This window comes from Zeaxanthinibacter sp. PT1 (assembly GCF_028464225.1).
Classification (GTDB): Bacteria; Bacteroidota; Bacteroidia; order Flavobacteriales; family Flavobacteriaceae; genus Zeaxanthinibacter.
This window is the reverse complement of sequence record NZ_JAQPCN010000001.1, coordinates 229,412-255,431: the sequence shown is the minus strand read 5'-3', so window position 1 is coordinate 255,431 and position 26,020 is coordinate 229,412. Positions and strand designations below refer to the sequence as shown.

At 46.8% G+C, this 26,020-nt stretch carries 22 protein-coding genes; 17 read left to right on the top strand and 5 right to left on the bottom strand.

The features are described from left to right. Nucleotide 1: 1 nt before the first annotated feature. From PP178_RS01165 to tsaB, 8 genes are all read left to right on the top strand, one after another. Nucleotides 2-535, top strand: a complete 534-nt coding sequence (locus PP178_RS01165; protein ID WP_272592475.1) for a DUF420 domain-containing protein — start codon at nucleotides 2-4, stop codon at nucleotides 533-535. A 1-nt stretch (nucleotide 536) separates the two neighbouring features. Next, on the top strand, nucleotides 537-788 hold the full coding sequence (locus PP178_RS01160) for a hypothetical protein (protein WP_272592474.1): 252 nt from the start codon (nucleotides 537-539) through the stop codon (nucleotides 786-788). 207 nt (nucleotides 789-995) lie between these two features. Then, a complete protein-coding gene (locus PP178_RS01155; RefSeq protein ID WP_272592473.1) occupies nucleotides 996-1,700 on the top strand; it encodes an ABC transporter ATP-binding protein in 705 nt (234 codons plus the stop codon). After that, nucleotides 1,690-2,919, top strand: coding sequence for an ABC transporter permease (locus tag PP178_RS01150; RefSeq protein ID WP_272592472.1), 1,230 nt, complete (start codon nucleotides 1,690-1,692; stop codon nucleotides 2,917-2,919). Before PP178_RS01155 ends, PP178_RS01150 begins: the two co-directional genes overlap by 11 nt. Nucleotide 2,920: 1 nt before the next feature. After that, nucleotides 2,921-4,183, top strand: coding sequence for an ABC transporter permease (locus PP178_RS01145; protein ID WP_272592471.1), 1,263 nt, complete (start codon nucleotides 2,921-2,923; stop codon nucleotides 4,181-4,183). A gap of 35 nt (nucleotides 4,184-4,218) precedes the next feature. Next, nucleotides 4,219-5,355 (top strand): efflux RND transporter periplasmic adaptor subunit, encoded by a 1,137-nt coding sequence (locus PP178_RS01140; RefSeq protein ID WP_272592470.1) that lies wholly within the window; start codon nucleotides 4,219-4,221, stop codon nucleotides 5,353-5,355. Nucleotides 5,356-5,377: 22 nt separating this feature from the next. After that, nucleotides 5,378-6,733: a TolC family protein gene (locus PP178_RS01135; protein WP_272592469.1), complete on the top strand. Its 1,356-nt coding sequence runs from the start codon at nucleotides 5,378-5,380 to the stop codon at nucleotides 6,731-6,733. Between the two features lie 18 nt (nucleotides 6,734-6,751). Next, entirely contained in the window at nucleotides 6,752-7,432 is a 681-nt protein-coding gene (tsaB, locus tag PP178_RS01130) for a tRNA (adenosine(37)-N6)-threonylcarbamoyltransferase complex dimerization subunit type 1 TsaB (RefSeq protein WP_272592468.1), read from the top strand. A gap of 60 nt (nucleotides 7,433-7,492) precedes the next feature. On the opposite strand, the gene PP178_RS01125 is transcribed toward tsaB, so the two are convergent. The 4 genes from PP178_RS01125 to PP178_RS01110 all read right to left on the bottom strand — a co-directional run bounded on the left by PP178_RS01125 (nucleotide 7,493) and on the right by PP178_RS01110 (nucleotide 11,720). Continuing rightward, nucleotides 7,493-8,320 (bottom strand): mechanosensitive ion channel family protein, encoded by an 828-nt coding sequence (locus PP178_RS01125; protein ID WP_272592467.1) that lies wholly within the window; start codon nucleotides 8,318-8,320, stop codon nucleotides 7,493-7,495. Between the two features lie 76 nt (nucleotides 8,321-8,396). Next, entirely contained in the window at nucleotides 8,397-10,439 is a 2,043-nt protein-coding gene (locus PP178_RS01120; protein WP_272592466.1) for a thioredoxin domain-containing protein, read from the bottom strand. 104 nt (nucleotides 10,440-10,543) lie between these two features. Then, nucleotides 10,544-10,744 (bottom strand): dodecin family protein, encoded by a 201-nt coding sequence (locus tag PP178_RS01115; RefSeq protein ID WP_272592465.1) that lies wholly within the window; start codon nucleotides 10,742-10,744, stop codon nucleotides 10,544-10,546. A 73-nt stretch (nucleotides 10,745-10,817) separates the two neighbouring features. Continuing rightward, entirely contained in the window at nucleotides 10,818-11,720 is a 903-nt protein-coding gene (locus PP178_RS01110; protein WP_272592464.1) for a NifU family protein, read from the bottom strand. A gap of 118 nt (nucleotides 11,721-11,838) precedes the next feature. Here PP178_RS01110 and PP178_RS01105 point away from each other — a divergent pair, with 118 nt between their 5' ends. The 6 genes from PP178_RS01105 (at nucleotide 11,839) to PP178_RS01080 (ending at nucleotide 21,735) form a co-directional block, all read left to right on the top strand. Continuing rightward, a complete protein-coding gene (locus tag PP178_RS01105) occupies nucleotides 11,839-12,837 on the top strand; it encodes a PorP/SprF family type IX secretion system membrane protein (RefSeq protein WP_272592463.1) in 999 nt (332 codons plus the stop codon). Nucleotides 12,838-12,930: 93 nt separating this feature from the next. After that, nucleotides 12,931-13,443, top strand: coding sequence for a gamma carbonic anhydrase family protein (locus PP178_RS01100; protein ID WP_272592462.1), 513 nt, complete (start codon nucleotides 12,931-12,933; stop codon nucleotides 13,441-13,443). Nucleotides 13,444-13,636: 193 nt separating this feature from the next. Next, the gene (gene fabD / locus PP178_RS01095) at nucleotides 13,637-14,521 is read left to right on the top strand and encodes an ACP S-malonyltransferase (RefSeq protein ID WP_272592461.1); all 885 of its coding nucleotides are present in this window, start codon (nucleotides 13,637-13,639) and stop codon (nucleotides 14,519-14,521) included. 152 nt (nucleotides 14,522-14,673) lie between these two features. Next, nucleotides 14,674-18,792 carry a gliding motility-associated C-terminal domain-containing protein gene (locus tag PP178_RS01090; RefSeq protein WP_272592460.1) on the top strand — a complete coding sequence of 1,373 codons (4,119 nt, stop codon included), beginning with the start codon at nucleotides 14,674-14,676 and terminating at the stop codon, nucleotides 18,790-18,792. Nucleotides 18,793-18,818: 26 nt separating this feature from the next. Next, on the top strand, nucleotides 18,819-19,790 hold the full coding sequence (locus tag PP178_RS01085) for a PorP/SprF family type IX secretion system membrane protein (protein WP_272592459.1): 972 nt from the start codon (nucleotides 18,819-18,821) through the stop codon (nucleotides 19,788-19,790). 7 nt (nucleotides 19,791-19,797) lie between these two features. Next, the gene (locus tag PP178_RS01080) at nucleotides 19,798-21,735 is read left to right on the top strand and encodes an OmpA family protein (protein ID WP_272592458.1); all 1,938 of its coding nucleotides are present in this window, start codon (nucleotides 19,798-19,800) and stop codon (nucleotides 21,733-21,735) included. On the opposite strand, the gene PP178_RS01075 is transcribed toward PP178_RS01080, so the two are convergent. Further along, entirely contained in the window at nucleotides 21,732-21,923 is a 192-nt protein-coding gene (locus PP178_RS01075) for a hypothetical protein (protein WP_272592457.1), read from the bottom strand. The genes PP178_RS01080 and PP178_RS01075 overlap by 4 nt on opposite strands. A 155-nt stretch (nucleotides 21,924-22,078) precedes the next feature. Here PP178_RS01075 and PP178_RS01070 point away from each other — a divergent pair, with 155 nt between their 5' ends. The 3 genes from PP178_RS01070 to acs are packed head-to-tail and all read left to right on the top strand — an operon-like array spanning nucleotide 22,079 to nucleotide 26,019. Beyond that, the gene (locus PP178_RS01070; RefSeq protein WP_272592456.1) at nucleotides 22,079-22,339 is read left to right on the top strand and encodes a DUF4212 domain-containing protein; all 261 of its coding nucleotides are present in this window, start codon (nucleotides 22,079-22,081) and stop codon (nucleotides 22,337-22,339) included. A 31-nt stretch (nucleotides 22,340-22,370) separates the two neighbouring features. Next, nucleotides 22,371-24,062: a sodium:solute symporter family protein gene (locus PP178_RS01065; protein WP_272592455.1), complete on the top strand. Its 1,692-nt coding sequence runs from the start codon at nucleotides 22,371-22,373 to the stop codon at nucleotides 24,060-24,062. A 34-nt stretch (nucleotides 24,063-24,096) separates the two neighbouring features. After that, nucleotides 24,097-26,019, top strand: coding sequence for an acetate--CoA ligase (gene acs / locus PP178_RS01060; RefSeq protein ID WP_272593603.1), 1,923 nt, complete (start codon nucleotides 24,097-24,099; stop codon nucleotides 26,017-26,019). Nucleotide 26,020: the final 1 nt, after the last annotated feature.

Sequence of the window (26,020 nt, the reverse complement as noted above, 5' to 3'; positions counted from 1 at the left end):
GATGGACCAGGTTGCGCTAAGAGAGAAAAGATTAAACAGGTGGATCACTATCGTCTCCATTTTGGTGCCCCTTGTGGTAGCTATCTTGTTTGGTGTCAAGATTCCCGGAGCAGAACCATTGTGGTTCCTGCCACCCATCTATGCTACGACTAACGGTATCACTGCGGTGCTCCTGCTCCTGGCGCTATGGGCTATAAAAAGCGGCAATCGGAAGATGCACCAGAACCTGATGAATAGCTGTATTGCCCTTTCTGTGTTATTCCTGGTAATGTACGTGGCCTACCATATGACATCAGAATCCACCGACTACGGGGGAGAAGGAGTTGTGCGATATTTTTATTATTTTATCCTAATTACCCATATTATACTGTCTATAGCCATCATCCCCTTAGTCCTGAAAACTTATGCCAGGGCTTACCTCGGGAATTATGAATCGCATCGCAAACTGGCACGGATCACTTTTCCAATCTGGTTCTACGTAGCTGTTAGCGGAGTTATTGTTTATTTAATGATATCGCCCTATTATGTATTTTAAGATGTACGAGATTAGAAAGATAAGTGCAAGTCACCATTGGATTAAGCCATTAGTGGGCGGTATTTTATTGTTGTTTCTTTTGGTCCCGGACCAGGTCTCTGCCCAATGTGCCATGTGCCGGGCAGTATTGGAAAGCGGCGATAATACCGAAGTTGCCGAGGGCATCAATAACGGCATCGTTTACCTTATGGCTATCCCGTATATCCTCGTAGGTGGATTATTTTACTTCATATACAGGAAGATGAGAGCCTGAGCAGGTCTCATTATTCCCATTGCTTGTTTCGAGGAATTTTTTACCGGGCTGATGTTGATCAGGATAGCGGATTAAAAAAAATCGTAATATCCTGTAACTTTTTCGGTCTTCTTTAGTCTTATTGTCAAATCCGGGGCACCCGAAGCCTTTTGGTGTACTTCCTGCCATTTCAGACGACAGCAGATCCGGAGCAAACAGCGCAGACCAATGATCGAAATAAAAGACCTCCACAAGTCCTATAAAATGGGAAGCAATTCCCTTCATGTTCTTAAAGGAATCAATTTTAAAGCCGAGGATGGCGAACTCGTGGCCATCATGGGATCATCGGGTTCCGGAAAATCCACCCTGCTGAACATCCTGGGCATGCTGGATGAAGCCGATTCCGGGGAGTACGTCCTGGACGGGATCCCTATTAAAAACCTGAACGAAACCAAGGCCGCTAAATACCGCAATAAATTCCTGGGCTTTGTATTCCAGTCTTTTAACCTGATCAATTACAAGAACGCCATGGAGAATGTTTCCCTGCCCTTGTATTACCAGGGCATGGGGCGTAAAGAGCGCAATGAGAAAGCCTTGAAATACCTTGAGCAGGTAGGTCTTAAGCCATGGGCGACTCACCTGCCCAATGAACTTTCAGGGGGACAGAAACAGCGGGTTGCTATCGCACGGGCCATGGCTGCAGAACCCAAGTTATTACTGGCAGATGAACCTACCGGCGCCCTGGACAGCACCACTTCTTACGAGGTCATGGACCTGATACAGAAGATTAACGATGCAGGGAATACCATCCTGGTGGTCACCCATGAAGAAGATATCGCACATATGTGTAAACGGATCATCCACCTAAAGGACGGGGTGATCGTAGAGGATAAGAAAGTGAAACAAGTAAGAGCTGCGGATTATGTTCAGTAGGGATAACTGGAAAGAGATCTTTGAAACCATCCGCAAGAACAAGCTGCGGACCTTCCTCTCGGGCTTTACCGTAGCCCTGGGTATCTTCATTTTTGTTTCCCTCTTCGGTTTTGGTAACGGGCTGATCAATACATTTGACGAATTCTTCCAGGACGACGCCACCAACGTATTTTTCTTTTTCCCCGGCCGTACATCGGAACCTTATAAAGGGTATAAATCTGACAGGCAAATCGAGTTTGACAACAGCGATTTGGCGGATATTGAAAAGAATTTCCCCATGGTGCTGGAGTACATTACGCCCAGGATCACCAGGGGATCACTGGTACGTTACAAGTCGGAATCTAATAATTATACCACTCGCGCGGTTGGTGAATCTCACCAGTTTGCCGAAAAGACCATCATGATGAAAGGGCGTTACCTGAACACCCTGGATATCGCAGATAAGACTAAGTATGCAGTCATAGGTCGGCTAGTGGAGCAGGATCTTTTTGACGATGAGGAAGCCCTCGGGAAATTCATCGATATAGGAGGCAGTATGTTCAAAGTGATAGGGGTCTTCCAGGATGACGGGGGGGACAACGAAGAGCGGATGATCTACCTTCCGTATACCACGCGGCAGTTACTGGAAATGAACAATGATAAAATAGACCAGTTCATAGTAGGTTTTAAGCCGGAGATCGGTTATACGGGAGCCATGGCGTTTGAGAGGAGCCTTGAGCGTTTTATTAAAGAGAAGAAATATATAGCCCCGGACGATGAGAACGGCATTTTCATCCGGAATATGGCCGATGCATTGCAGCAAAACCAGCAATTTGCGGGTGTGCTGCAGCTTATCGTGGCATTCGTGGCCTTTGGTACCATTATCGCCGGGATCATAGGGATCAGTAATATCATGGTATTCGTGGTCAAGGAACGAACCAAGGAGCTGGGAATCCGTAAAGCCCTGGGTGCTACCCCCGGGAATGTCATTAGCACAATTTTATTGGAATCCGTGTTTATAACCACAATTTCAGGATTTACCGGAATGTTATTAGGAGTTGCCTTATTAAGTTCACTCGGCGATACCCTGGAAGATTATTTCATCACTGATCCTTATATCAATACAGGCACCGCCATATTTGCCACGATAGCCCTGATCATTTTTGGAGCCATTGCCGGCTATGTACCCGCAAACCGTGCAGCAAAGATCAAACCTATTGTAGCCCTTAGAGACGAATAATATGAAGTTCTTATTTGACCGAAATACCTGGCAGGAAATCTACGGCTCTATCCGTAAGAACAAGGTGCGAACCATTATTACCGTGATTGGGGTTACCTGGGGGATCTTTATATATATCGCCCTTTCCGGTGCTGCAAAAGGTATGGATAATGGGTTTGAAGAGGCATTTGAGACCGTGGCCATCAACAGTATGTTTGCCTGGGCCCAAAATACCAGTATGCCATATGCAGGTTTTAAAACCGGCCGCCCTATACAATTAAAGTTAGGGGATGTGCAGGTGCTTAAAAACCGTATTCCCGAAATCGAGACCATTGCCCCCAGGAATGTACGTGGGTTCTTTGGTACCCCTCAGGCCAATATCAGTCGTGGCGGAACAACCGGCAACTACACGGTCTATGGCGACTTCCCCGATTTCACGAAGATCTCCACTAAGAAAATATATGACAATGGCCGGTTCCTCAATGACGAGGATATAGAACAGGCCCGTAAGGTATGTGTTATTGGCGAGCGTACCCAGAAAGAACTTTTTGACAAAGATGAAGATCCCATAGGAGGGTATATCCGGATTGATAAGGTATACTTCCAGGTGGTAGGCGTTCATAAGTTTGTGCCGGGTGGCGGCTTTGAAGGCGATGGTGACATATTTATCCCTTTCACCACTTACCGTAAACTGTATAATACCGGTGACGATGTGATGTGGTTTTCAATTGCAGCCTATAACGATGCCGATGTGATACAGGTGGAAAAAGATGTAAAAGCCGTACTAAAGAATATTCACAAAGTACACCCGGAAGATGAAAGGGCTTTTGGATCGTTTAACCTGGGGGAGATCTTTAACAAGATCATTGGTTTTTCCAAGGGGATCACCTTCCTCTCACTTATCGTGGGGATCGCAACCATCCTGGCCGGGGTGATCGGGATTGGGAATATACTGCTGATCTCCGTAAAGGAAAGAACCAAAGAGTTGGGAGTAAGAAGAGCCCTAGGGGCCACACCACGAGAGGTGCGTAACCAGATCATCATGGAATCTGTGGTGTTGACCCTCTTATCCGGGGTCATAGGGATCATACTAGGGGCTTTAGTACTGGCCGGCATAAATAACGCCACCCAGGATATCGATTTCCCCTATAACAATCCTACGGTGCCTATACCATTGGTCTTAGCCGCTCTTGCTATAATGGTGATACTGGGGACCCTTATCGGGCTCATCCCGGCACAGCGGGCGGTAAGCATCAAACCGATAGACGCATTAAGAGAAGAATAATAATTAATAGAAATAACGATTAGAAACCAACTGAGATGAAAAAAATCATGAAATACGTACTCCTGGGTATTTTGATATTAGGAGCCTTATGGGCAGCCGCGTGGTTTGTGCAGACCAACAGTAAATCGGCCATCACCTATGAAACAAAATCCCCTTTTATTGCAGATATAGAACAGAAGACCGTAGCGACAGGAAAGGTGATCCCGGAAGACGAGGTGGAGATCAAGCCGCAGATATCAGGGATTCTTGAGAAGATCTACATGAAAGAAGGCGCCGAAGTAAAAGCAGGTGACCTGATCGCTACCATAAAGGTAGTTCCCAATGAACAGGCACTGAACCAGGCCCAGGGAAGAGTGCGGAATGCCGAGATCGCACTGGCGAATTCCAAGATCGAATTTGACCGTAACAAGAAACTCTTTGACAAAGGGGTGATCTCTAGTCAGGCTTTTAACAACCTGAAACTTCAATATGATCAGGCTGTACAGGAGCTGGAAAACGCCAAGGCGGATTACCAGATCATCAGAAGAGGATCGGCCGGGGGTTCATCCAGCGCAAATACCAATATCCGGGCCACCGTGGACGGTACTATCCTGGAGATCCCGGTCGAGGAAGGTGACCAGGTGATACAGAGTAACAACTTCAACGATGGTACCACTATAGCCACTATTGCAGACCTCGGTAAGATGATCTTTGAAGGACAAGTAGATGAAGGAGAAGTAGGGAAACTGGAACTAGGTATGCCGTTAGAGATCAGCCTGGGTGCCATCGAGGATAAGAAATTTGATGCCAAGCTCCGTTTTATCGCTCCTAAAGGAATTGAAGAAGCCGGTGCGGTACAGTTCAAAATTGAGGGAGATGTAAATATTGAAGACGATTTCCTGATCAGGGCAGGCTATAGTGCCAATGCTTCATTAGTACTGGAAAAAAGAGATAGTGTACTGGTGATTCCTGAAGCCCTGTTGCAGTTTGACAAAAAGACCGATGATCCATACGTCGAGGTTGCTGTAGGCGACCAGGAATTTGAACGCAGGGATATAGAGATAGGGATTTCTGACGGGGTAAACGTTGAAGTGCTTTCCGGGATCACGGAATCTGACGAGGTGAAAATATGGAATAAGACAGAACCTATTAAAATAGGGGATGAAGATGAAGAGGAGAACTCAATTGATTAATCGATCGCAGAAACAAGTACCTATGAAAACAGTATACAACAATAGTGTATGGTTACTCCTGGTGTTTTTGCTGAACGCGGTAGTCAGCAGCGGGCAGATGAAACGATGGACACTGGAAGAATGTGTAACCTATGCCATAGAGAATAACCTGAGCATAGAACAATTTGAACTGGACCTGATGAATGCCCAGATCGATAAGAGCGACGCTTACGGTAACCTGATGCCCAGCCTCAATGCCCAGCTCAGCACCACGGCCAGTACCGGTCTTATCCTGGATCCCACCACGAATAACCTGGTAACCGGGACCATATTCTCGGCTTCCAATAATGTCACTTCTTCGGTAACCATCTTTGATGGGATGAGGAACCTGTACCGGATTAACAGGGCCAAACTGAATATCATTGCCAGTCAGTACCGCCTAAAAGATCTCGTGGACGATATACGGCTTAATGTGGCATTTGCTTACCTGCAGGTACTTTCTAATAAAGAGACCCTTAAAGTGATCCGGGCGCAGTACGCGGTGACTGAACAGGATTTAAAAAGGACACAGGAACTGGTAGATTCCGGGGTAAACCCTCTTGGCGACCTGGTTGAAATACAGGCTACTATAGCAGGCCTGGAACAGCAGATCGTCAATGCACGGAACCAGGTATTAATCTCCAGGATTAACCTGGCACAATTACTGCAGATTACTGATTACCAGAATTTTGATATTGCCGAAGAGGATTTTAACGTGCCACCGGCAGAAGTACTAACCAATAGTCCAAAAACCATCTTTGATAAGGCGATGACTTTCAGGAATGACATTAAATTCTCCGAGTCGCGGGTAGACCTGGCCGAACAGGACCTGCAGATCGCCAGGGGGGCGTTGTATCCCACTCTTGGAGCATTCTTTAACTACAACACCAGGTACTCTGACCAGACCAGGGATCCATTCACCGGGGAGAAAATCGGGTTTAAGGATCAATTATGGTTAAATGACGGGGTCTCCTATGGTGCACAACTGAATATTCCCATATTCAACGGTTTTGCCACCCGCAACAATATCAAGCGATCGCAGATCGATGTGCAGCGTGCAAAACTGCAGCTGGAACAAGATAAACTAGACCTGGAATCCAATGTGAACCAGGCTTATGTGGATGTGGAGAATGCTGCAAAAGCTTATGAAGCTGCGCAGAAGACACTGGAGGCCCGTAAATTGGCGCTGGAGTATTCCAGGGATCGATTCGAAGTTGGACTGATGAATGCCTTTGATTTCAGCCAGGCACAATCCCGCCTGGATAATGCAGAAGCCGAAGTAATCAGGACCAAGTATGATTATATCTTCAGGATCAAGGTGCTCGACTTTTATTTTGGGCTTCCGATTGTCCTAAACTAGTGTATCTTTGCAGCCATTATGGCGCTGATACTGAATTTAGAGACTGCCACTACCAATTGCTCGGTAAGCCTGGCGGAAGACGGGAACTTGCTTTCTCTCAAAGAAGAGAACAGTGCAGGATACTCCCATGCAGAACAACTGCACTATTTTATAGAAGAAGTGATAAAGACGGCCGGTAAGAAATTGTCTGACCTGGATGCTGTGGCCGTAAGTAAAGGCCCCGGGTCTTATACCGGTTTGCGTATCGGTGTTTCTGCCGCAAAAGGACTCTGTTTCGCCCTGGATATTCCCCTGCTGGCGATCGCAACCCTGGATAGCCTGGCAAGGCAGGTCCGTGTAGAATCCGGTCTTATCATCCCTATGCTGGACGCACGGAGAATGGAAGTCTATTCTAAGGTCCTTGATCATAATTACGTAGAGATCCGGGAGACAAAGGCCGAAGTTCTCAATGAAAATTCATACACGGAATATGTGAACAAAGGAAAGGTTTACCTGCCCGGCAGCGGGGCGCAGAAATGCAAGGAGCTTTTTAATGATGCTAATTTTGAATATCGCGATTCATTAGTACCGTCTGCCCGCGAGATGACCGGACTCTCCTATGAGCGCTACGAAAAAGGCCTGTTTGAAGACCTGGCTTATTTTGAACCTTACTACCTGAAAGACTTTATACTCCAGGGAAAAAAATCCAAATCCAAGTAAAATAAAACCCCGGTCACTTTATTGCTGCCGGGGTTTAACTTTACACTTATCGGGATGTAATCAGGATTCTTTGATCATATGAACATCGCGTTGCGGGAAAGGGATCTCGATACCGGCTTCATCAAAGCGGTACTTCATCTCTTCCATCACATACCAGTGCGCATCCCAGAAATCTTCCAGTTTAGCCCAGTACCTCAGGCTGAGGTTTACGGAACTGTCTGCCAGTTCTCCCACTACCACCATGGGGGCGGGGTCTTGTAGAATATTTCCTTGGTCCTTACAGATCTGCAATAAGATCTCCCTTGCTTTTTTAATATCAGAACCGTAACCAATACCTGCAGTAACCTTATCTCGACGGATAGGCTCGGCGCTGTAATTTATTACATTATCATTGGACAATTGCCCGTTGGGAATTATAGCCAGTTGGTTGCCAAAGGTGTTGAGCTTGGTATAGAATATATTGATTTCCTTTACGGTTCCCTCTGCACCCTGGGCAGAAATCCAGTCGCCTACTTTAAAGGGTTTAAAGATGAGTATGAGGACACCCCCTGCAAAATTAGAAAGCGATCCCTGCAATGCCAGTCCAACCGCTAAACCGGCCGCACCAATAATGGCAACCAGGGAGGAGGATTGAACGCCCAGCTGGGAAATCACCAGGACAAACAAAATTATCTTCAGGGCGATCTTAATAAAGCTTTGGAGAAACGACTCCAGCGCAGGATCGTAATCTTTTTTATCGAAAAATTTGCCAACCAGCCTGTTGATCATTTTTACGACCCATAGTCCTACAACCAGGAGAATAATGGCCATGAGAACATCGGGGAGGACCTCCCACATAAAATTAATGGCGTTATCTACGTGTTCTTCGTATTCTGTAAGGTTTATCATGTATAATTTTTAAGCCGATAAAATATGTTAAAATGAGCATCAATGTCAAATAGAATGGGCTAAACTAATGTTAAAATTAGGTTATTGTATTGATTTGCTTCAATGCCTCGGCAGCTGTAGCCACCGGAAGTTGGCAGGAGTTGTTCCTGCAGACATAGATCAGGGTTTTTCCTTCAGTAAATCGTCCTTTGAGTAGGGGTAGCCCGCTCTGTTCATCACTGCCGGCAAGAATACAGTTGGGAATAAATTCCTGTCTCAGTGTTGCTGCCTTTTCCCTGTAAGCTGTCCCCGCAATAGCAATCTCAAAATAAGGTTCCCTGAAAAATAGCAGTAACTGCATCCAATTGGCATGGTTGGGAGCGTAGTTCTCAAATTGTGGGTGGACATTCAGCAGCATGGTCCTGGCAAGGGTTTCGTACTCAGTTGATGGATAGAAGCGGGACATCCGGAAAAGGTTATGAGCCATTATGGAATTAGAAGCCGGTATCACGTTATCTGTGACCTCTATGGTTCTCCGGATCAATGCTTCTTCCTCGTCCGAGGTGAAGAAGAACATCCCGCTGTCTTCATCCTGGAAATGTGTTATGGCCCGGTCTATTAGATTCCGGGACATGGATAGGTATCCTTCATCAAAAGTCACCTCGTAAAAACTGATCAGGGCTTCAGCCAGTGTTGCATAGTCCTCCAGGTAACCCGGGATTCCCGGACCCCTTTCAGATGCAGTGTGTTTTAAAGAGTGATCGGGAAGTAGTAGATGAGTTTTTATAAAACTGAAATTCTTAAGAGCGAGGTCCAGGAAAGCAGGGTTACCCAGGTAGCGGTAGGCGTCGAGCAGTCCATTCAACATCAGTGCGTTCCAGGAAGTGATCAGTTTATGGTCCAGCCTGGGACGGGGCCTGGTTTCACGCAAGGGGAGAAGTTTATCCTTCCAGTGCTGCAACTTTTGTTCTAATTCGGTTTCCGTGATATTCCAACGTTCCACAATGGTCGTCTTACTGCTGTTCCTGATAAGAACATAGTTCCCGTCTTCCCAAAGGCCGTAATCGTTGATATTGTAATAATCAGCGAAGAGATCAAAGTCGGCCCCCAGCTGCTCTTTCAATTCCTGTTGGTTCCAGGTATAAAAGGCACCTTCGGTCAGCTTACCATTACGATCTATACTATCGGCATCCAGGGATGCATAAAAGCCACCCTGTGGATTCATCAGCTCTCGCTGTACGAACTCCACGGTTTGTTCTACAATTTCCCTGTAGAGTGGATCTTTCTTCTGGGCGTAAGCCTTGGCATACAAACTGATCAACTGCCCGTTATCATAAAGCATCTTTTCAAAGTGGGGTACGTGCCATTTCATATCGACGGAATACCTTGAGAATCCCCCTCCAAGCTGATCGTAGAGCCCGCCATAAGCCATTTTGGTCAGGGTGTTGTGAACATAGTTCTGCAGCTGCTCGTCCCCGGATATATGGGCGTAATGCAACTGGAAGTTCAGGTTAACCGGCATCATGAATTTTGGCGCCCTCTTGTTGCCTCCCATTTCCATGTCCAGTCCCTTTTTCCAACGGGCCATGATCTCGTCCAGGTCTTCCCCGGATAATAATTCTTCGTTCTTGTTGCGAGAGACCAGGTTGATCTCTTTTAAACCCCGTGAAAGCTTGTCTGCATATTCCCGGATTTTCTCCGGATCTTTACGGTAAAGCGTGGCCAGTTGATCCAGTACCTGAATCCAGTCTTCTTTTTTAACAAAGGTGGCACCCCAGAAAGGTCTGCCGTCAGGGAGTGCAACCACGTTGAGTGGCCAGCCACCGCTACCTGTCATCATCTGCAGGGCGTCCATATAGATTTGGTCTATATCCGGTCTTTCTTCCCGGTCTACTTTTACGGGAATAAAATATTGGTTCATCACTCCGGCCACCTCTTCGTCTTCAAAGCACTGTTCTTCCATGACATGACACCAGTGGCAGGCAGCGTAACCTATGCTGACAAGCAGTAATTTACCTTCTTCCTCGGCTCTTTGCTGTAGCTTATTATCCCATGGTACCCAATTGACCGGGTTGTGCGCATGTTGTTGCAGGTAGGGACTATCTTCCCCCGCTAATGCATTGGTATATTTATGATCCATGATTACTATTCTTTTCTCAGGTTCTCCTTCTTATCAAAGTTACATCTATCAGGGGCATAAAAAAAGCGCCCTGCTGGGCGCTTTATATGAGTTGTTTGTTCGTATTAATTGACCTCGAAGGTGATCTTTACATTCACCCGGTAGTTATCAATTTTTCCATTATTGACGGTAGCACTCTGTTCGTTGATATAAACCGATTTGATATTGTTAACCGACTTAGATGCGTGTGATACTGCATTATTTGCGGCGTCTTCCCATCCTTTGGATGAGTTTGCCATAACTTCTATTACTTTTAATACTGCCATAATAAGTGTTGTTTTTAAAATTCATCTTTAAGGTATGAAATTAAAGATGCAATTACAACAGCACAGTATCGTTTCATCCATTAATGGCAACCACTTCGCGAACCTGCTCACCGAGCATATTCTTCAGCATGTTCTCAATCCCGTTCTTAAGGGTAAAAGTAGAGGAGGGGCAGCCGCTGCAAGCTCCTTGAAGTATAACATTGACAGTGCGACTTTCTTTTTCATAGGATTGGAAAAGGATGTTTCCTCCATCACTGGCCACAGCCGGTTTTACGTACTCTTCCAGGATCTGTATGATCTGTTGGCTGGTGTCGTCCAGTTCTGAATCGCCAAATGCTGTCCCGGCCTTTTCCTCGTTCTTTTTCTGAACTGCATCCTCACTGAGAATTTCATTCCCGGCGGAGATATATTCACGGATAAATTCGCGTATTTCCATGGTTTTTTCGTTCCAGTCGGCCATCTCGTATTTGGTCACCGAAACATAGTTCTCGTCCATGAAAACTTCTTTGACATAAGGGATGTGAAACAGCTTCTGTGCCAAAGGTGAATCCTGGGCCTCATCGATGTTCTTGAATTCAACGGTGAAAGGAACCAGTTTTTTATTGGCGACGAATTTCATAACCGCCGGGTTAGGGGTCACTTCGGCATAGATGGTCACCGGGGTCTGTTTGCTTTCCGCAGCTTCTTTAACCACGGGCGCACCGCTATTCAGGTAGTCTACCAACTGTTGTGCCACCTCGTCCTTTACATCGTCCCATTGTACAATATCATATCGCTCCAGGGCGATAAAATTCCCGGAAATGTATACGGTTTTGATAAAAGGCAGGTAGAATAATTGCTGGGCCAAAGGAGAATCCTTGGCTTCGTCAATATTATGATATTCATACCCGGCCTCCTTGACGATAAACTGGTTAGTCTCGAATTTCAGAATCGCAGGGTTATTTGTCGGAACCACCGTGATCACATGCTCTTTCATAGTCCTCATTTTGTGCAAAAATACAATCATTTTTACACTTTGAGCACATATAATAATACAGCCTTTAGGCCGTTATAGTTTATATTGGACCCAACCAGCAAATATTTGTCCTTCCTGAATGAAAAAATTCCTTGTCTTTCTCGCCGGCTGCCTGTTGTATTCATCGTCCGTGCTATCCCAGGAAGGTCTGCCTGTATATTTTGATTATTTATCGGATAATTATTACCTGGTTTACCCATCAATGGCCGGTATTGGCCGTGGGGGGAAGGTGCGGTTAACGGCCCGGAAACAATGGTTCAATGTAGATGAGGCGCCCAGTCTCCAGACACTAAATGCACATACCCGGATAGGGGAAAGCAATAGTGGGATTGGGGCTATGCTGTTTAATGATGCCAATGGTTACCATTCCCAGACCGGGATGAAACTTACCTATGCACACCATCTAAGATTTGGAGGCGATATACGTATACTGAATCAACTATCTTTTGGTCTTAGTGCAGGATTCCTGCAGAGCAGCCTGGATGAAAGTGAATTCCGTTCTGTGATCCCGGACCCGGTTATCAGCGGCGGAAATAATAGTGTTGGGTATTTTAACGTGGATCTCGGGATGTCTTACAGTTATATGGATTTTTACGCACATGGGGCTATTCTCAACCTGTTGGGTACCGGGCGCGACCTCTATACAGCGATCGAGTTTGACAACCTGAGACGATGGCTGGTTTCTGTCGGGCACGTTTTTGGGAAAGGAGAATGGAGGGTAGAGCCTTCTGTGCTATTCCAGATGACCGAATTCACCGAAGAAGAGACCGTGGATTTTAATGCCAAGGTGTACAAGGATGTGGATTTTGGGACGGTTTGGGGCGGACTTTCCTATCGCCGTAGTTTTGACGGAGCACAATACCAGTCGAACGGGCAGCTGGGGGAACAGCGTTTGCAACTCTTTACCCCCATCATCGGGGTAACCGTTAATCGTTTCCTGGTCTCTTATAACTATTCTTACCAGAGCGGGGATATCCGCTTTGACAATGGTGGGTTTCACCAGATCACCCTTGGGTTCGACTTTGGCCCGGAACGCGAGAATCGCTACAACTGCTATTGCCCGGCCGCAAACTATTAAATCCCATTCATTTTCAAATTTCAATTGAAAAGGGCCTGCCTTTAGCAAGGCTTCGCTAATTGCTGTATTTTTGTTCCTCATAAAATTGCAGCCATGATAAAAGCGGTCAGGGGAATAAACCCACAGATAGGAGAAGATTGTTATATAGCCGAAAATGCCACCATTGTAGGGGAGGTAACCATGGGCGATAAGTGCAGCGTCTGGTTCAATGCCGTGATCCGGGGTGATGTGCATTATATCAGGATGGGCGATAAGGTCAATGTCCAGGACGGTGCCGTGATACATGCCACTTACCAGAAATCACCCACGAATATCGGGAACAACGTATCTATCGGCCACAATGCCATTGTTCATGGATGTACCATCAAGGACAATGTGCTTATCGGTATGGGGAGTATTGTCATGGACGACTGTATCGTGGAAAGTCACAGCATCATAGCCGCGGGTGCAGTAGTACCCCCGGGGACCCACGTGACAGAAGGTTCCATATTTGCCGGGGTTCCTGCACGTAAGATCAAAGAGGTAAGCCCGGAACTCCGTACCGGTGAGATAGACCGTATCGCCAATGCTTACGTGATGTATTCCGGTTGGTTCAAGGAGGAATAGACTCCACGCTTTTTCACATCAACAAAAGAACCGATATAGCAAGCTGTACTTCTGAGACATGATTAAGTTCGTATCTTAAGGGAGCAGTGGCTATTAGGGTTTAAAGCGATTGATCCTGAGGGAGGCTAAATCCTCCGGGATGGCCGGGAAAGCGCAAAATAATCCCTATTTTAGCCCCACTAAAACCGAATTGATGAAAGCATACATATTCCCCGGACAAGGCGCCCAATTTACCGGGATGGGCCTAGATCTATACGAAAAATATCCACAAGCCCAGGAGTTGTTTGAAAAAGCGAATGAGATTCTGGGATTCTCTATTACCGACATTATGTTTGAAGGAACTGCAGAGCAGTTGAAGGAGACCAAGGTCACCCAGCCTGCTATTTTCCTGCATTCTGTGATCTTAAGCCGGGTTCTTAGTGATTCGTTTAAGCCTGACATGGTAGCAGGACACTCTTTAGGAGAATTTTCTGCTTTAGTAGCTAATGGCGCACTGAGTTTTGAATCCGGTCTAAGCCTGGTATCTAAACGAGCCCTGGCGATGCAGAAAGCCTGCGAGATGCAGCCCAGCACAATGGCAGCCGTATTAGGTTTGGAAGATGATGTAGTGGAAAAGATATGTAAAGAGATTAGTGGAATTGTCGTGCCTGCTAATTATAACTGCCCCGGGCAGTTGGTGATTTCCGGCGAAGTACCGGCAATTGAAGAAGCCTGTGAAAAACTGAAAGAAGCCGGTGCACGAAGAGCGCTGGTATTACCGGTAGGAGGGGCGTTTCATTCTCCACTGATGGAGCCGGCCCGTGAAGAGCTGGCTGCGGCCATTAAGGAGACGGAGGTGAATACACCGAGTTGCCCGATCTACCAGAACGTAACGACAACGGCGGTAACAGATCCTGCAGAGATCCGTAAAAACCTGATCGCGCAATTGACTGCACCGGTCAAATGGACACAGAGTGTGCAGCAGATGATCGCAGATGGGGCCACCCATTTTACAGAAGTAGGCCCCGGCAATGTTTTACAGGGACTGGTCAAGAAGATAGATCGTAGTGCTGAGACCGCTGCGGCCGCGGTAGAATAGGGGTAAACTGCAAAGCAGCAGTTCACCCGATATACCTTTATTTAATCCTATGAATGTCAGCTTTGTGGGAATTTTTCATAATATTGGTATCCTTTTACACATTAAAAACCAAGCCTCGCACTGAATTTTATTAAAAAATTCAAAATTGAGCTATGAAAATACCATCATTTAAGAAGTTCCTCCTGGGATGCCTCTTTTTATTTAGTGCTTTTGCCTTTGGGCAGACAGTTTCTATATCAGCACCAGACACCCAAGCCTCAGAAGCAGGACCGACAACTGGAACTTATCGAATTACAGTTTCGGGGGGACCCTCAGACGGGACCTTAGAAGTTTTTTTGTCCGTAGATCCTGATATCGATAAGGCAACCGACGGGGTTGATTTTAATAGTTTACCACCCTCCGTAATTGTTAACCTTAATTTTTTAGGAAGTGGGAGTACTGATGTAACCCTAACCCCGATTGATGATTTTATCGATGAGGGAAACGAAGAAACAGTCACCTGGATTATTGATCCGGATGCATCATATACCATTTCCGGAAGTGGCAATGCCGACATAGATATTGCCGACAATGATACCGCAGGGGTGAATGTGTCTGCAATAAGCGGGAATACCAGCGAAGGGGGTGGGACTGCCACATTTACGGTCACCCTTACTTCGGAACCCACTGATGATGTTACATTAAACCTTACAAGTTCTGATACTGGTGAAGGATCCGTGCCGCCGAGCGTCCTTATTCCGGTTGGGCAATGGGATACGGGAGTAACCGTTATGGTTACCGGTGTAGATGATTCACTTGCAGATGGAAATCAGTCGTATGATATCAATACTGGAAACGTAATTTCTGACGATGGTAATTACAATGTCTTAAATGGAACCAATGTTGATAATGTAACGGGAATTATCAACACGGATAACGAACCTGCAGGTGTCAATGTTGGGCCTATTAGTGGTAACACATCCGAAGCAGGGGGTACAGCAACTTTCGTGATTAGCTTGATAAGTCAGCCTGAAGGTAACGTAACTATAGCATTAGGAAGCAGTGATACAAGTGAGGGTACGGTGCCCCCTAGCGTCACATTAAATGGGAGTAATTATACTGGGGTTGACGTAACTGTTAGCGGTGTCAATGATAATATTGTGGATGGAGACGTTAGTTATACCATTGAAACAGGTGAGGTTACATCTAGTATAAGTTCCTACGATGCATTAACTGCAGGTGAGGTCGCAGATGTTGCCGTGATCAATGAAGATGATAATGATACTACGACTTTAACCATAGGAAACAGCTCCGCTGAGGAAGGTATCGGAATAAATTTTACAATTACCTCAAGCGCTGCGGTAACAGGAGGGTTTACGGTAAATATCGGATTTCAAAATGGTACGGCCATTGGAGGTGCCGGATTGCCTGCTGATTATCGTAATATTCCGCCAGCGCCAATAAATTTTTCTGGTGGACAAGGAGAAACTAGATCATTTGCTGTAGCCACCTTCGAAGATGGAATAATTGAACCCAATGAGACCTTCACTGTTACACTAAGCAGTTCAAATCCCGATGTGATTGATACTGATACCGCTACCGGAACCATAAACAATGATGACAGCTGTCGTACCGCCACACCTATAAGAAATAATAGTATTCCAGATGAATTCTGTGATTCATTCAGCCAAGATTTAGATGCCTATGTATCCAATTCCCCTCCTGCGAATTCGGAACTACGTTGGAGCACGAGTTCTACTCCTGCTAATGATGGCAGTAATCATCTAGCAAATAGTGTTGTAACAAGCGCAGGCAGTTATTACGGATTTTTTTATGATGATGAAAATAATTGCTATGGAAATACATTAAGAGTAGATCTTATAGTAAACACCAGCCCCGAAGCAGGTACCACCCAGAGCGCGAGTGCCTGCGGGATCGGACCCGGGGTGAGCGAAATTGACCTGGACGACCAGATCACCGGGGAGGATTCCGGCAACTGGGCAGTTACCAGTCAGCCATCCGGAGGAAATGTCTCTATCCCAGGTAATAATAATGTCGATTTTGCCGGGCAGCCCTTGGGAAATTATGTATTTACTTATACTACGGATAATGCCCAGGCACCATGTACGGAGGATTCGGTGACTCTTACCATTACGGTGATCGATTGTACCCCACCTTGTGATGCAGGGAACACGGCACCGGTACGGGATACCGATGTGGCAGACGAATTCTGTGATGTGATCACCCAGGGATTGAATGATTATACCAACAGCACGCCTCCTGCAGGAACAACCCTTACATGGAGTGCAAACCCCGATCCGCTGATCGTGGCTAACCACCTCACCCAGGCACAGGTTGATAATCCTGCACCGGGAACCTATTACGGCTTCTTTTATGACGCTACCAACGATTGTGCGAGTCCAACCCTTGAGGTCACCCTGACCGTAAATACCACCCCGGTAATTACTGGGACTACGGGAGATGAACTCTGTGGTCCCGGACAGGCGACTCTAACCGTTACCGGGGATATCCCGGACAGCCCGGAGAACCCCAGTTACCGTTGGTATGCCACCGCAAGCAGCACACAGGTGCTGGGTAATTTCGCTACTTTTACGCCTAATGTAACGGTGACCACCACTTATTTTGTAGAAGCTACAGCTAACAACTGTACCTCCGAAAGAGAAGGGGTTACGGTAACCGTGGTACCACCGGTCAGCGCCGGTACTACCAATGATACCGGGGCCTGTAATGTGCCGGAGAATGGTCCAAGTCTAAGGGACCTGGATAATTTTATTACCGGGAACGATGCCGGGGAATGGAGTATCAGCCAGGATCCATCCGGGGTGTTGACTATCGAATCCGGAAATACGGTTAATTTCAATAATCGCCCTTCAGGCACCTATATTTTCACTTATACCACTACAGGAGCACAGCAACCCTGTGTAAACGAATCGGTAGACCTGACCATCACGGTAAACAGTTGTGATGTGGATTCGGACGGGGACGGACTGCTCGATGGACAGGAAGCCACCCTGGGTACCGATCCCAATAATATCGATACAGACGGTGATCTCATTAATGACAATATCGAGGTTGGATCAGACCTGGACAACCCTTCAGACGAGGATGGCGACGGCATCATAGACGCTTTGGAATCATTACTTACGGATGCTGATAACGACGGCGTTACGGATCAATTGGATCCTGCCAACAGCGATCCGTGTGTCCCCAATGCCGACAACGAAGTCTGCCAGTCTCAGCCTATAGACCTGGAAGTGCAGAAAGAAGTAGATAACCCTGGAGCTTCTTTCGGGGAAGAAGTGGTTTTCACCATTACCCTGAACAATACAGACATGCGCGCAGCATCTGATATCGTGGTGGGCGACCTGCTGGAATCCGGGTTCGAATTTATTTCCGCGGATACCTCTGTAGGTACTTATGATGTTGAAACAGGTAGTTGGGAGATCGATCAATTAGAGGGAATGGGTACGGCTACCCTGGCAGTGACCGCAACGGTTCGTAGTGAAGGTGTATTCACCAATACAGCAGAACTCTTGTCTTCCAGTCCGGTTGATGATAACGACGCTAACAATTCGGCTACAGTGACAGTGAACCCGGACCCTGTAGAAGGGGTAGACCTGGTTCTGAGGAAAGAAGTAATACCTTCCAGGCCATTGGTAGGAGAAGAGATATTGTTCAGAATTTCTGTGACTAATGAATCTTCTGATGAAACGGTGGTTAACAGTATCCGTGTTGAAGACATTATTACAGAGGAAGGAGGCTTTATTTTCCAGAATATCATATTTGCTACCAATGGAAGCTATGATCCGCTTACGGGTATTTGGAATATCCCGTCATTAGCAGCTGGGGAAGAAGCAAGCCTTGCATTTACGGTATTGGTGCCGAGGATTGGGGATTTCACCAATACAGCAACTATACTGAGCTCTAACCCCGTGGATGGGAATATTGTAAATAACTCGGCTTCTGTTCGTGTTGTAGTTAGTGAAAGGTCTAGCGATGAGCCCGGTTTTATATTCAACCAATTCTCGCCCAACGGAGATGGAACCAATGATATTTTAAGAATCAATAATATTGAACAGTTCCCCGGTAATTCCCTCGTCATTTTTGATCGATACGGGAATAAAGTTTTCGAAGCCCGTGAAATGACAGACAGCGCTATCTGGGATGGCAGGCGGAATAACGTTGACGTAGCCGAAGGAACCTATTTTTATATCCTGGACCTGGGCGATGGTTCAGAAGTCAGGAAAGGCTGGATACAGCTGATAAGATGAGCATATTAATGACACAACATATTCGGATGTCCGGAAAAACCGGAGTTTGGTTAATGGCCCTGCTGTTCTTCGGTGCTATACACCTTGGTAATGCGCAGAAAGAGCCACAGTATACTCAGTACATGTATAATATCGGGAGTTTTAACCCGGCTTATGTCGGCTCTGTGGAAACTACCGATATTGCTGCCCTTTACCGGGCGCAATGGGTCGATATTGAAGGAGCTCCCAGGACCATCAGGTTCGGGATCAACCACCCCTTTAACAACGAGACCATGGGACTGGGTTTTAACGTGATCAACGACCAGATCGGACCATCAACACAGACTTTCGTAGACGTAGCTTACTCCTACCAGGTGAACCTTTCGGATTATGTAAAACTATCTTTCGGGATGGACGTGGGAGGATCTTTCCTGAACGTCGACTTCTCAAAGGGAACTTTTGAGAATCCCGGGGAACCTATACTGGACCAGGAGACCATCAGTAAATTCTACCCTACGGTAGGGGCGGGACTCTTTATGTATGGGGAAGATGGCTATTTGGGAGTGTCTGTTCCCAATTTCCTGACAGACGATATTTATAACGAGGAGGTTGCGACCATCGTGGATGATAAATTACAATTCAATTTCATCGGGGGATATGTATTTGACCTATCCGAAAGCCTGAAATTTAAACCCGCCGTCCTCGCGAACTATCTCAGCGGTTCACCGGTTACCTTTAACCTATCGACCAATTTCCTGATCAACGAGACTTTTACGGCAGGAGCCTCCTACCGGGTGGGTAGTGCGGTAAGCGGACTGGCAGGTTTCCAGGTGTCACCAAATGCCTTTATCGGGTATTCTTATGACTATACCACCAACAGTTTAGGGGAATACAGCCAGGGATCTCACGAGATAATCGTTAAATTCTTCCTCGGCAGGGATTTTGCTAAGAGCAAGAAAGAGCGAATGAAAGGCGAAAAAGGAAAACCAAAGCAAATAGATTCACCAAGGTTCTTTTAATATGAGCATGCGAGCAGACATAAGATTATTAGCAGTATTATTTTTCCTCTGCGGGGCTGTCATCACTCATGGGCAGGAAGAACGATCTAAGGCAGATATACTGTTCTTTGAATACGCCTACCAGGATGCGATATCAGAATACCTGGAAGAACAACGGAGAAGCCCGCTGACTGTAAAGCAACAGCAGAACCTGGCGCAATCCTACCTGAAGGTGGGGAACTATGACAAGGCCTCCGAAGCTTACCTGCAGGTGTTTAAGAAAGATAGCACCATGTCTGATCACCAGTTCAACAATATGCTACAGGCTATGGCAAAGGCATCGGGTAAAGAACGAGTTAAAGCATTCCTGGATACCAAAAAACATACCCTGCCTAAAGAATTGATAGAGAATGCCGACTTTAACCTGGTATTACTGGATGATCAAGATGCCGGCAATCCCGGTTATAAAGTTTTCCATGCCAATGGGAACAGCAATCAATCCGATTTTTCACCAACCTTCTACAAAGACAGGTTGCTCTTTACCACGGCCAGGGCTTTAGAATCCAAACCGATTTACGGCCCTTCCGGGGAATCGTTCCTCGATATCTGGGTAGCGCGTATAGGACCCGATGGTAACTTGGCTAATCCAAATCCATTCTTCGGTATCCCGGAGGCGAAATTCCACGAGGCCACACCTTTTTATTCCAAGGAGTTGGACAAGATCTTCTATATCAGTTCCAATGTGGAAAAAGGGAAGCTGAAATTCAGTCCAAGTGGGAAGAACACCCTGGCCATTACCATGGCTTCCGATGACAGGACATCCAATTACCTGCTGAAGGATCTCAACATCTCTTTTTATTATCCTTTCTACGATGCTGAATCCGGGAAGCTGTACTTCGCGGCTAACTTTGATGACAGCCTGGGAGGAACCGATATTTATTTTGTGTATACCAACAACGGGTTGATTATGTCTGCCCCTATAAACCTTGGGCCTCGGATCAATACGCCGGGGAATGAGATCGCTCCGTATATCTATGATGGAAGCCTCTTCTATTCTTCCGACATCTTCTACGGCCTGGGCGGGATGGACATCTACAAGTCGGATATACAACAAGACGGTACTTTTAGCATCCCGGTTAATTTAGGTTCAGGGATCAATACCGAAGTAGACGATTTTGGCCTGGTGATCCGTAGCCAGGATAGTGGGGGCGTACTGGGTTATTTTGCATCCAACAGGCAGGGCGGAGACGGTAACGACGATCTCTATGGCTTTACAGCCGACAAGAAACCCGGACTTAAAACATTTGCGCTTCGGGGAACAGTGATGAATATTGCAGATAACGATGAGGTGCCCGGGGCACAGGTCAGGGTGCTTGACGGTGAAGGTAATGTGCTCACGGAACTCAGTACAGCCAACGATGGATCATTCCGATTTGAGATCCCATGGCAGGAGCAACTGACCGTACAAGCTACTAAGGAAAAGTTTTCAGTTTTCTCGGCAACCTATGATGCGGCTGAAATGGAAGAAATACAGGGGATAGGGTATAATATGGGAATAGTTGCCCTGGATGACCTTGTAGAACGTTCTGATGATAAGACTTTATTCAAACTCAGGAAATTCTTTTTCTCCAGTGGTCGTACAGACCTGACTCCGGAAATACAGACCGAATTGGACAAGGTGGTCGACGCCATGTCCAGGTTCCCAGGAATCAAATTCAGCATTGCTGTACATACCGATAGCCGGGGAGGAAGATCTACTAACCAGAGGTTGTCGCAAGCACGGGCCGATGCGATCAAGGACTACTTGATCGCGAATGGAGTAGATCGTGGCAGTATACTCTCCGCGACCGGTTATGGCGAATCGCAATTAACAAATCAATGTAAAGACGGGGTGTTCTGCCTGGAAATGCTACACAAGCAGAATGAAAGATACCTGTTTGTAATTGAGAATTACGAGGAGCTCTAGGCCGTTAGTTCACAGGCCTTACAGTCCTTTATTTTACCGTAGTAGGTATTCCTGTATTTGTGAAGGGTTTTCAGGGGTATCCCTGCGAATGATTTCCTGATGTAGGTTACCCGTGTCTGCAGTAATCCCATCTTGGGAGTAAACCGGGTTTCTTCTTTCGTGCTTCTTACAATTTTGATCAACTTCATAGTACACAGATTTTTACAAAGGTTTAAAAATTAAACCCTAAATGCAAATTTCGTGTTAAAGGCCCTGTTTATGTGGGGTTCAATACCTCAACTTTTTGAGTAGCTTTTATCCGCATTTTTCAATATTGTCTATATTTAGATAAAATAGCCGACTAATGGATAAAATACCTGATCACAAGGGGTATTGGAAAACCAACCTGAAATACCTCCTCGTCCTATTAAGCATATGGTTCCTGGTGTCCTATGGATTCGGAATCCTATTAAAGGATACTTTGGATGCCATCTCCATTGGAGGATTTAAGCTAGGATTCTGGTTTGCCCAACAGGGATCTATCTATGTTTTTGTCATCCTGATATTCATATATGTAAGACTGATGAACAAACTGGATCAGAAATACGGCTACCGGGAAAAATAATCAAACTCAACCAAATCCAAACCAATACTTCATGGACGTACAGACCTGGACCTACCTGATCGTAGGTCTCACTTTTGCCCTTTATATCGGGATAGCGATTTGGAGCAGGGCTAATTCTACCACTGACTTTTATGTAGCTTCCGGGGGTGTGCCCCCGATCGCCAATGGGCTGGCCACGGCAGCAGACTGGATGTCTGCCGCATCCTTCCTGGGAATGGCAGGGCTGCTTTCTTTTAATGGTTATGACGGATCGGTCTATCTCATGGGCTGGACCGGGGGTTACGTACTACTGGCCCTATTACTGGCACCTTACCTGCGTAAGTTCGGAAAATTTACAGTTCCGGATTTTATTGGGGATCGGTATTACTCCAATGTTGCTCGCACTGTTGCCGTTATCTGCGCACTCCTGGTATCCTTTACCTACGTAGCAGGGCAGATGCGCGGGGTTGGACTGGTATTTTCAAGGTTCCTGGAAGTTCCCATCAATACCGGGGTACTGATCGGGATGGTGATCGTCCTGTTTTACGCGGTACTTGGGGGAATGAAAGGAATCACTTATACCCAGGTGGCGCAGTATTGCGTACTCATCTTTGCCTTTATGGTACCTGCAATATTCATATCCATACAAATGACGGGTAATCCTATTCCTCAAATAGGTATGGGGTCTGATGTGTTAGGGGAGCAAGTCTCTTTACTCGATAAGCTGGATGGATTATCCAAGGAATTGGGTTTTAATGCCTATACCGAAGGATCACGGCCCATGATCGATATTTTCTTTATCACCGCAGCCCTGATGGTGGGGACGGCAGGACTTCCACACGTAATCGTGCGCTTCTTCACGGTGCCCCGGGTCCGCGATGCCCGGAAGTCAGCCGGCTATGCCTTGTTATTTATCGCGATCCTCTACACCACGGCACCAGCCATCGCGGTATTTGCCAGGACCAACCTGATAGAAACCGTGAGTGACCAGCCCTATACCGAGATGCCTGCATGGTTCTCCAAATGGGAAAGCACGGGCTTGATCGTATTTGATGACAAGAACCGGGACGGGACTATTCAATACCTTGCCGATAAGGATGCCAATGAACTGACCGTTGATGCAGATATCATGGTACTGGCCAACCCGGAGATTGCCAACCTTCCCAACTGGGTGATCGCCTTAGTTGCAGCCGGGGGTCTTGCGGCGGCTTTATCAACCGCAGCCGGCTTGTTATTGGTGATATCTACCTCTATCTCGCACGACCTTATCAAGAAACAGATCAAACCTAATATTTCGGACAAGGGCGAACTTATCGCTGCACGTTTATCTGCAGTAGTAGCCGTTTGCGTTGCCGGTTATTTTGGCATTAATCCACCGGATTTTGTCGCGGCCACAGTGGCCCTGGCTTTCGGGCTCGCTGCAGCTTCATTCTTTCCGGCTATAATCTTAGGGATCTTTTATAAACGTATGAATAAAGAAGGCGCAATTGCCGGGATGGTGGTTGGAATATTAGCTATGCTGGGCTATATGCTCAAGTTTAAATTCGATTTCTTCGGCGGCGGAGGAGTTGAAGACTGGTGGCTTGGGATTTCCCCGGAAGGTTTTGGAACTGTGGCCATGTTGCTTAACTTTAGTGTGGCTATCACGGTCGCTTCCTTTACCAAGGCACCACCTCCTGAGATACAGGACATGGTAGAACTGATCCGGATTCCTTCCGGGGCAGAAAAGGCTGTAGAACATTAATTAATACACGGCCCGGTTGCTGAGAATCCGGGCCATCAACCAAAAATACATGAGTAATTATCATATTAAACACCTGGAGGAATATTTCCAGGTCTACCGCAAATCGGTCAGGGACCCTGAGGCTTTCTGGGAGGAGATCGCTGAAGAACATTTTGTCTGGAGAAAAAAATGGGATAATGTTTTGTCCTGGGATTTCAACAAGCCCGATGTAAAATGGTTTGAAGGCGCTAAACTAAATATCACCGAAAACTGCCTTGACCGTCACCTGCCCACCAGGGGAGATAAGACAGCCATTTTGTTTGAGCCCAACGATCCAAAGGAAGAAGCACAGCACATCACCTACAGGGAGCTTCATGAACAAGTATGCAAAATGGCCAATGTGCTCAAGGATAAGGGGGTCAAGAAAGGGGACAGGGTCTGTATCTACCTGCCCATGATCCCGGAACTGGCTATATCTGTCCTGGCCTGTGCCCGTATCGGGGCCATACACTCGGTGGTATTTGCCGGGTTCTCTGCCAATGCCCTGGCCACCCGGATCAATGATAGCGATTGTAGGGTTGTGATCACTTCCGATGGATCTTTCCGGGGAGCGAAGACCATAGACCTGAAAGCGATCGTAGACCAGGCCATGGAGGACTGCCCGGGCGTGAAAACCATGTTGGTGGTAAAACGGACCGGGAATGAAGTTGACATGAAAGACGGAAGGGACCACTGGCTGGCTCCCCTTATGGATAAGGCTTATGCCGATATCACGGCCGAGGTGATGGATGCCGAAGACCCACTTTTCATTTTGTATACATCCGGTTCTACAGGGAGACCTAAAGGGATGGTCCACACTACGGCAGGCTATATGGTTTTCACTGCTTATACCTTCAAAAATATATTCCAGTACCGGGAAGCTGATGTGTATTGGTGTACCGCAGATATCGGGTGGATCACCGGCCATTCGTATATCGTCTACGGACCCTTGGTGAATGGGGCAACCACCGTTATGTTTGAAGGAGTGCCAACCTATCCTGATCACGGCAGGTTCTGGGAGGTAGTAGAGAAGCATAAGGTAACCCAATTCTATACGGCACCTACCGCGATCCGGGCCCTGGCCAAGGAAAGCCTGGAGTACGTGGAAAAGTACGACCTATCTTCGTTGAAAGTACTGGGGACAGTAGGTGAACCCATCAACGAAGAAGCCTGGCACTGGTATAACAATAATATCGGTAAGGGCAAGAGCCCTATCGTGGATACCTGGTGGCAGACCGAGACAGGCGGAATTATGATCTCACCTATTCCTTATGTGACTCCCACTACGCCAACCTACGCCACCTTGCCCTTTATCGGGGTACAACCCGCACTGATGGATGAGGAGGGAAATGAAGTAAATGGCAACCTCGTCGATGGGCGCCTTTGCATTAAATTTCCGTGGCCGGGGATGGCTCGCACTATCTGGGGCGATCATGACCGCTACCGGGACACCTATTTTTCTGCCTATAAGGGATATTATTTTACGGGAGACGGAGCCCTCAGGGACGCGGTTGGCTATTACCGTATCACCGGGCGGGTAGATGATGTCATCATTGTCTCCGGGCACAACCTGGGTACGGCACCCATAGAGGATTCGATCAACGAACACCCGGCAGTAGCCGAATCGGCTATAGTAGGCTTCCCTCATGATATTAAGGGGAATGCACTCTACGGATTTGTGATCCTCAAAGAAACCGGCACCGGGAGGGACCGGGATAACCTCCGGAACGAGATCAATCAACAGATCACAGAACAGATCGGACCTATTGCTAAGCTGGATAAGATACAGTTTGTGCCGGGCTTGCCTAAAACCAGGAGCGGGAAGATTATGAGGCGAATCCTGAGAAAGATCGCCGGGAATGATACCGCTAACCTGGGAGACATCAGCACCCTATTAAATCCCGAGGTAGTGCAGGAGATTATTGATGAAGCCCTGTAGG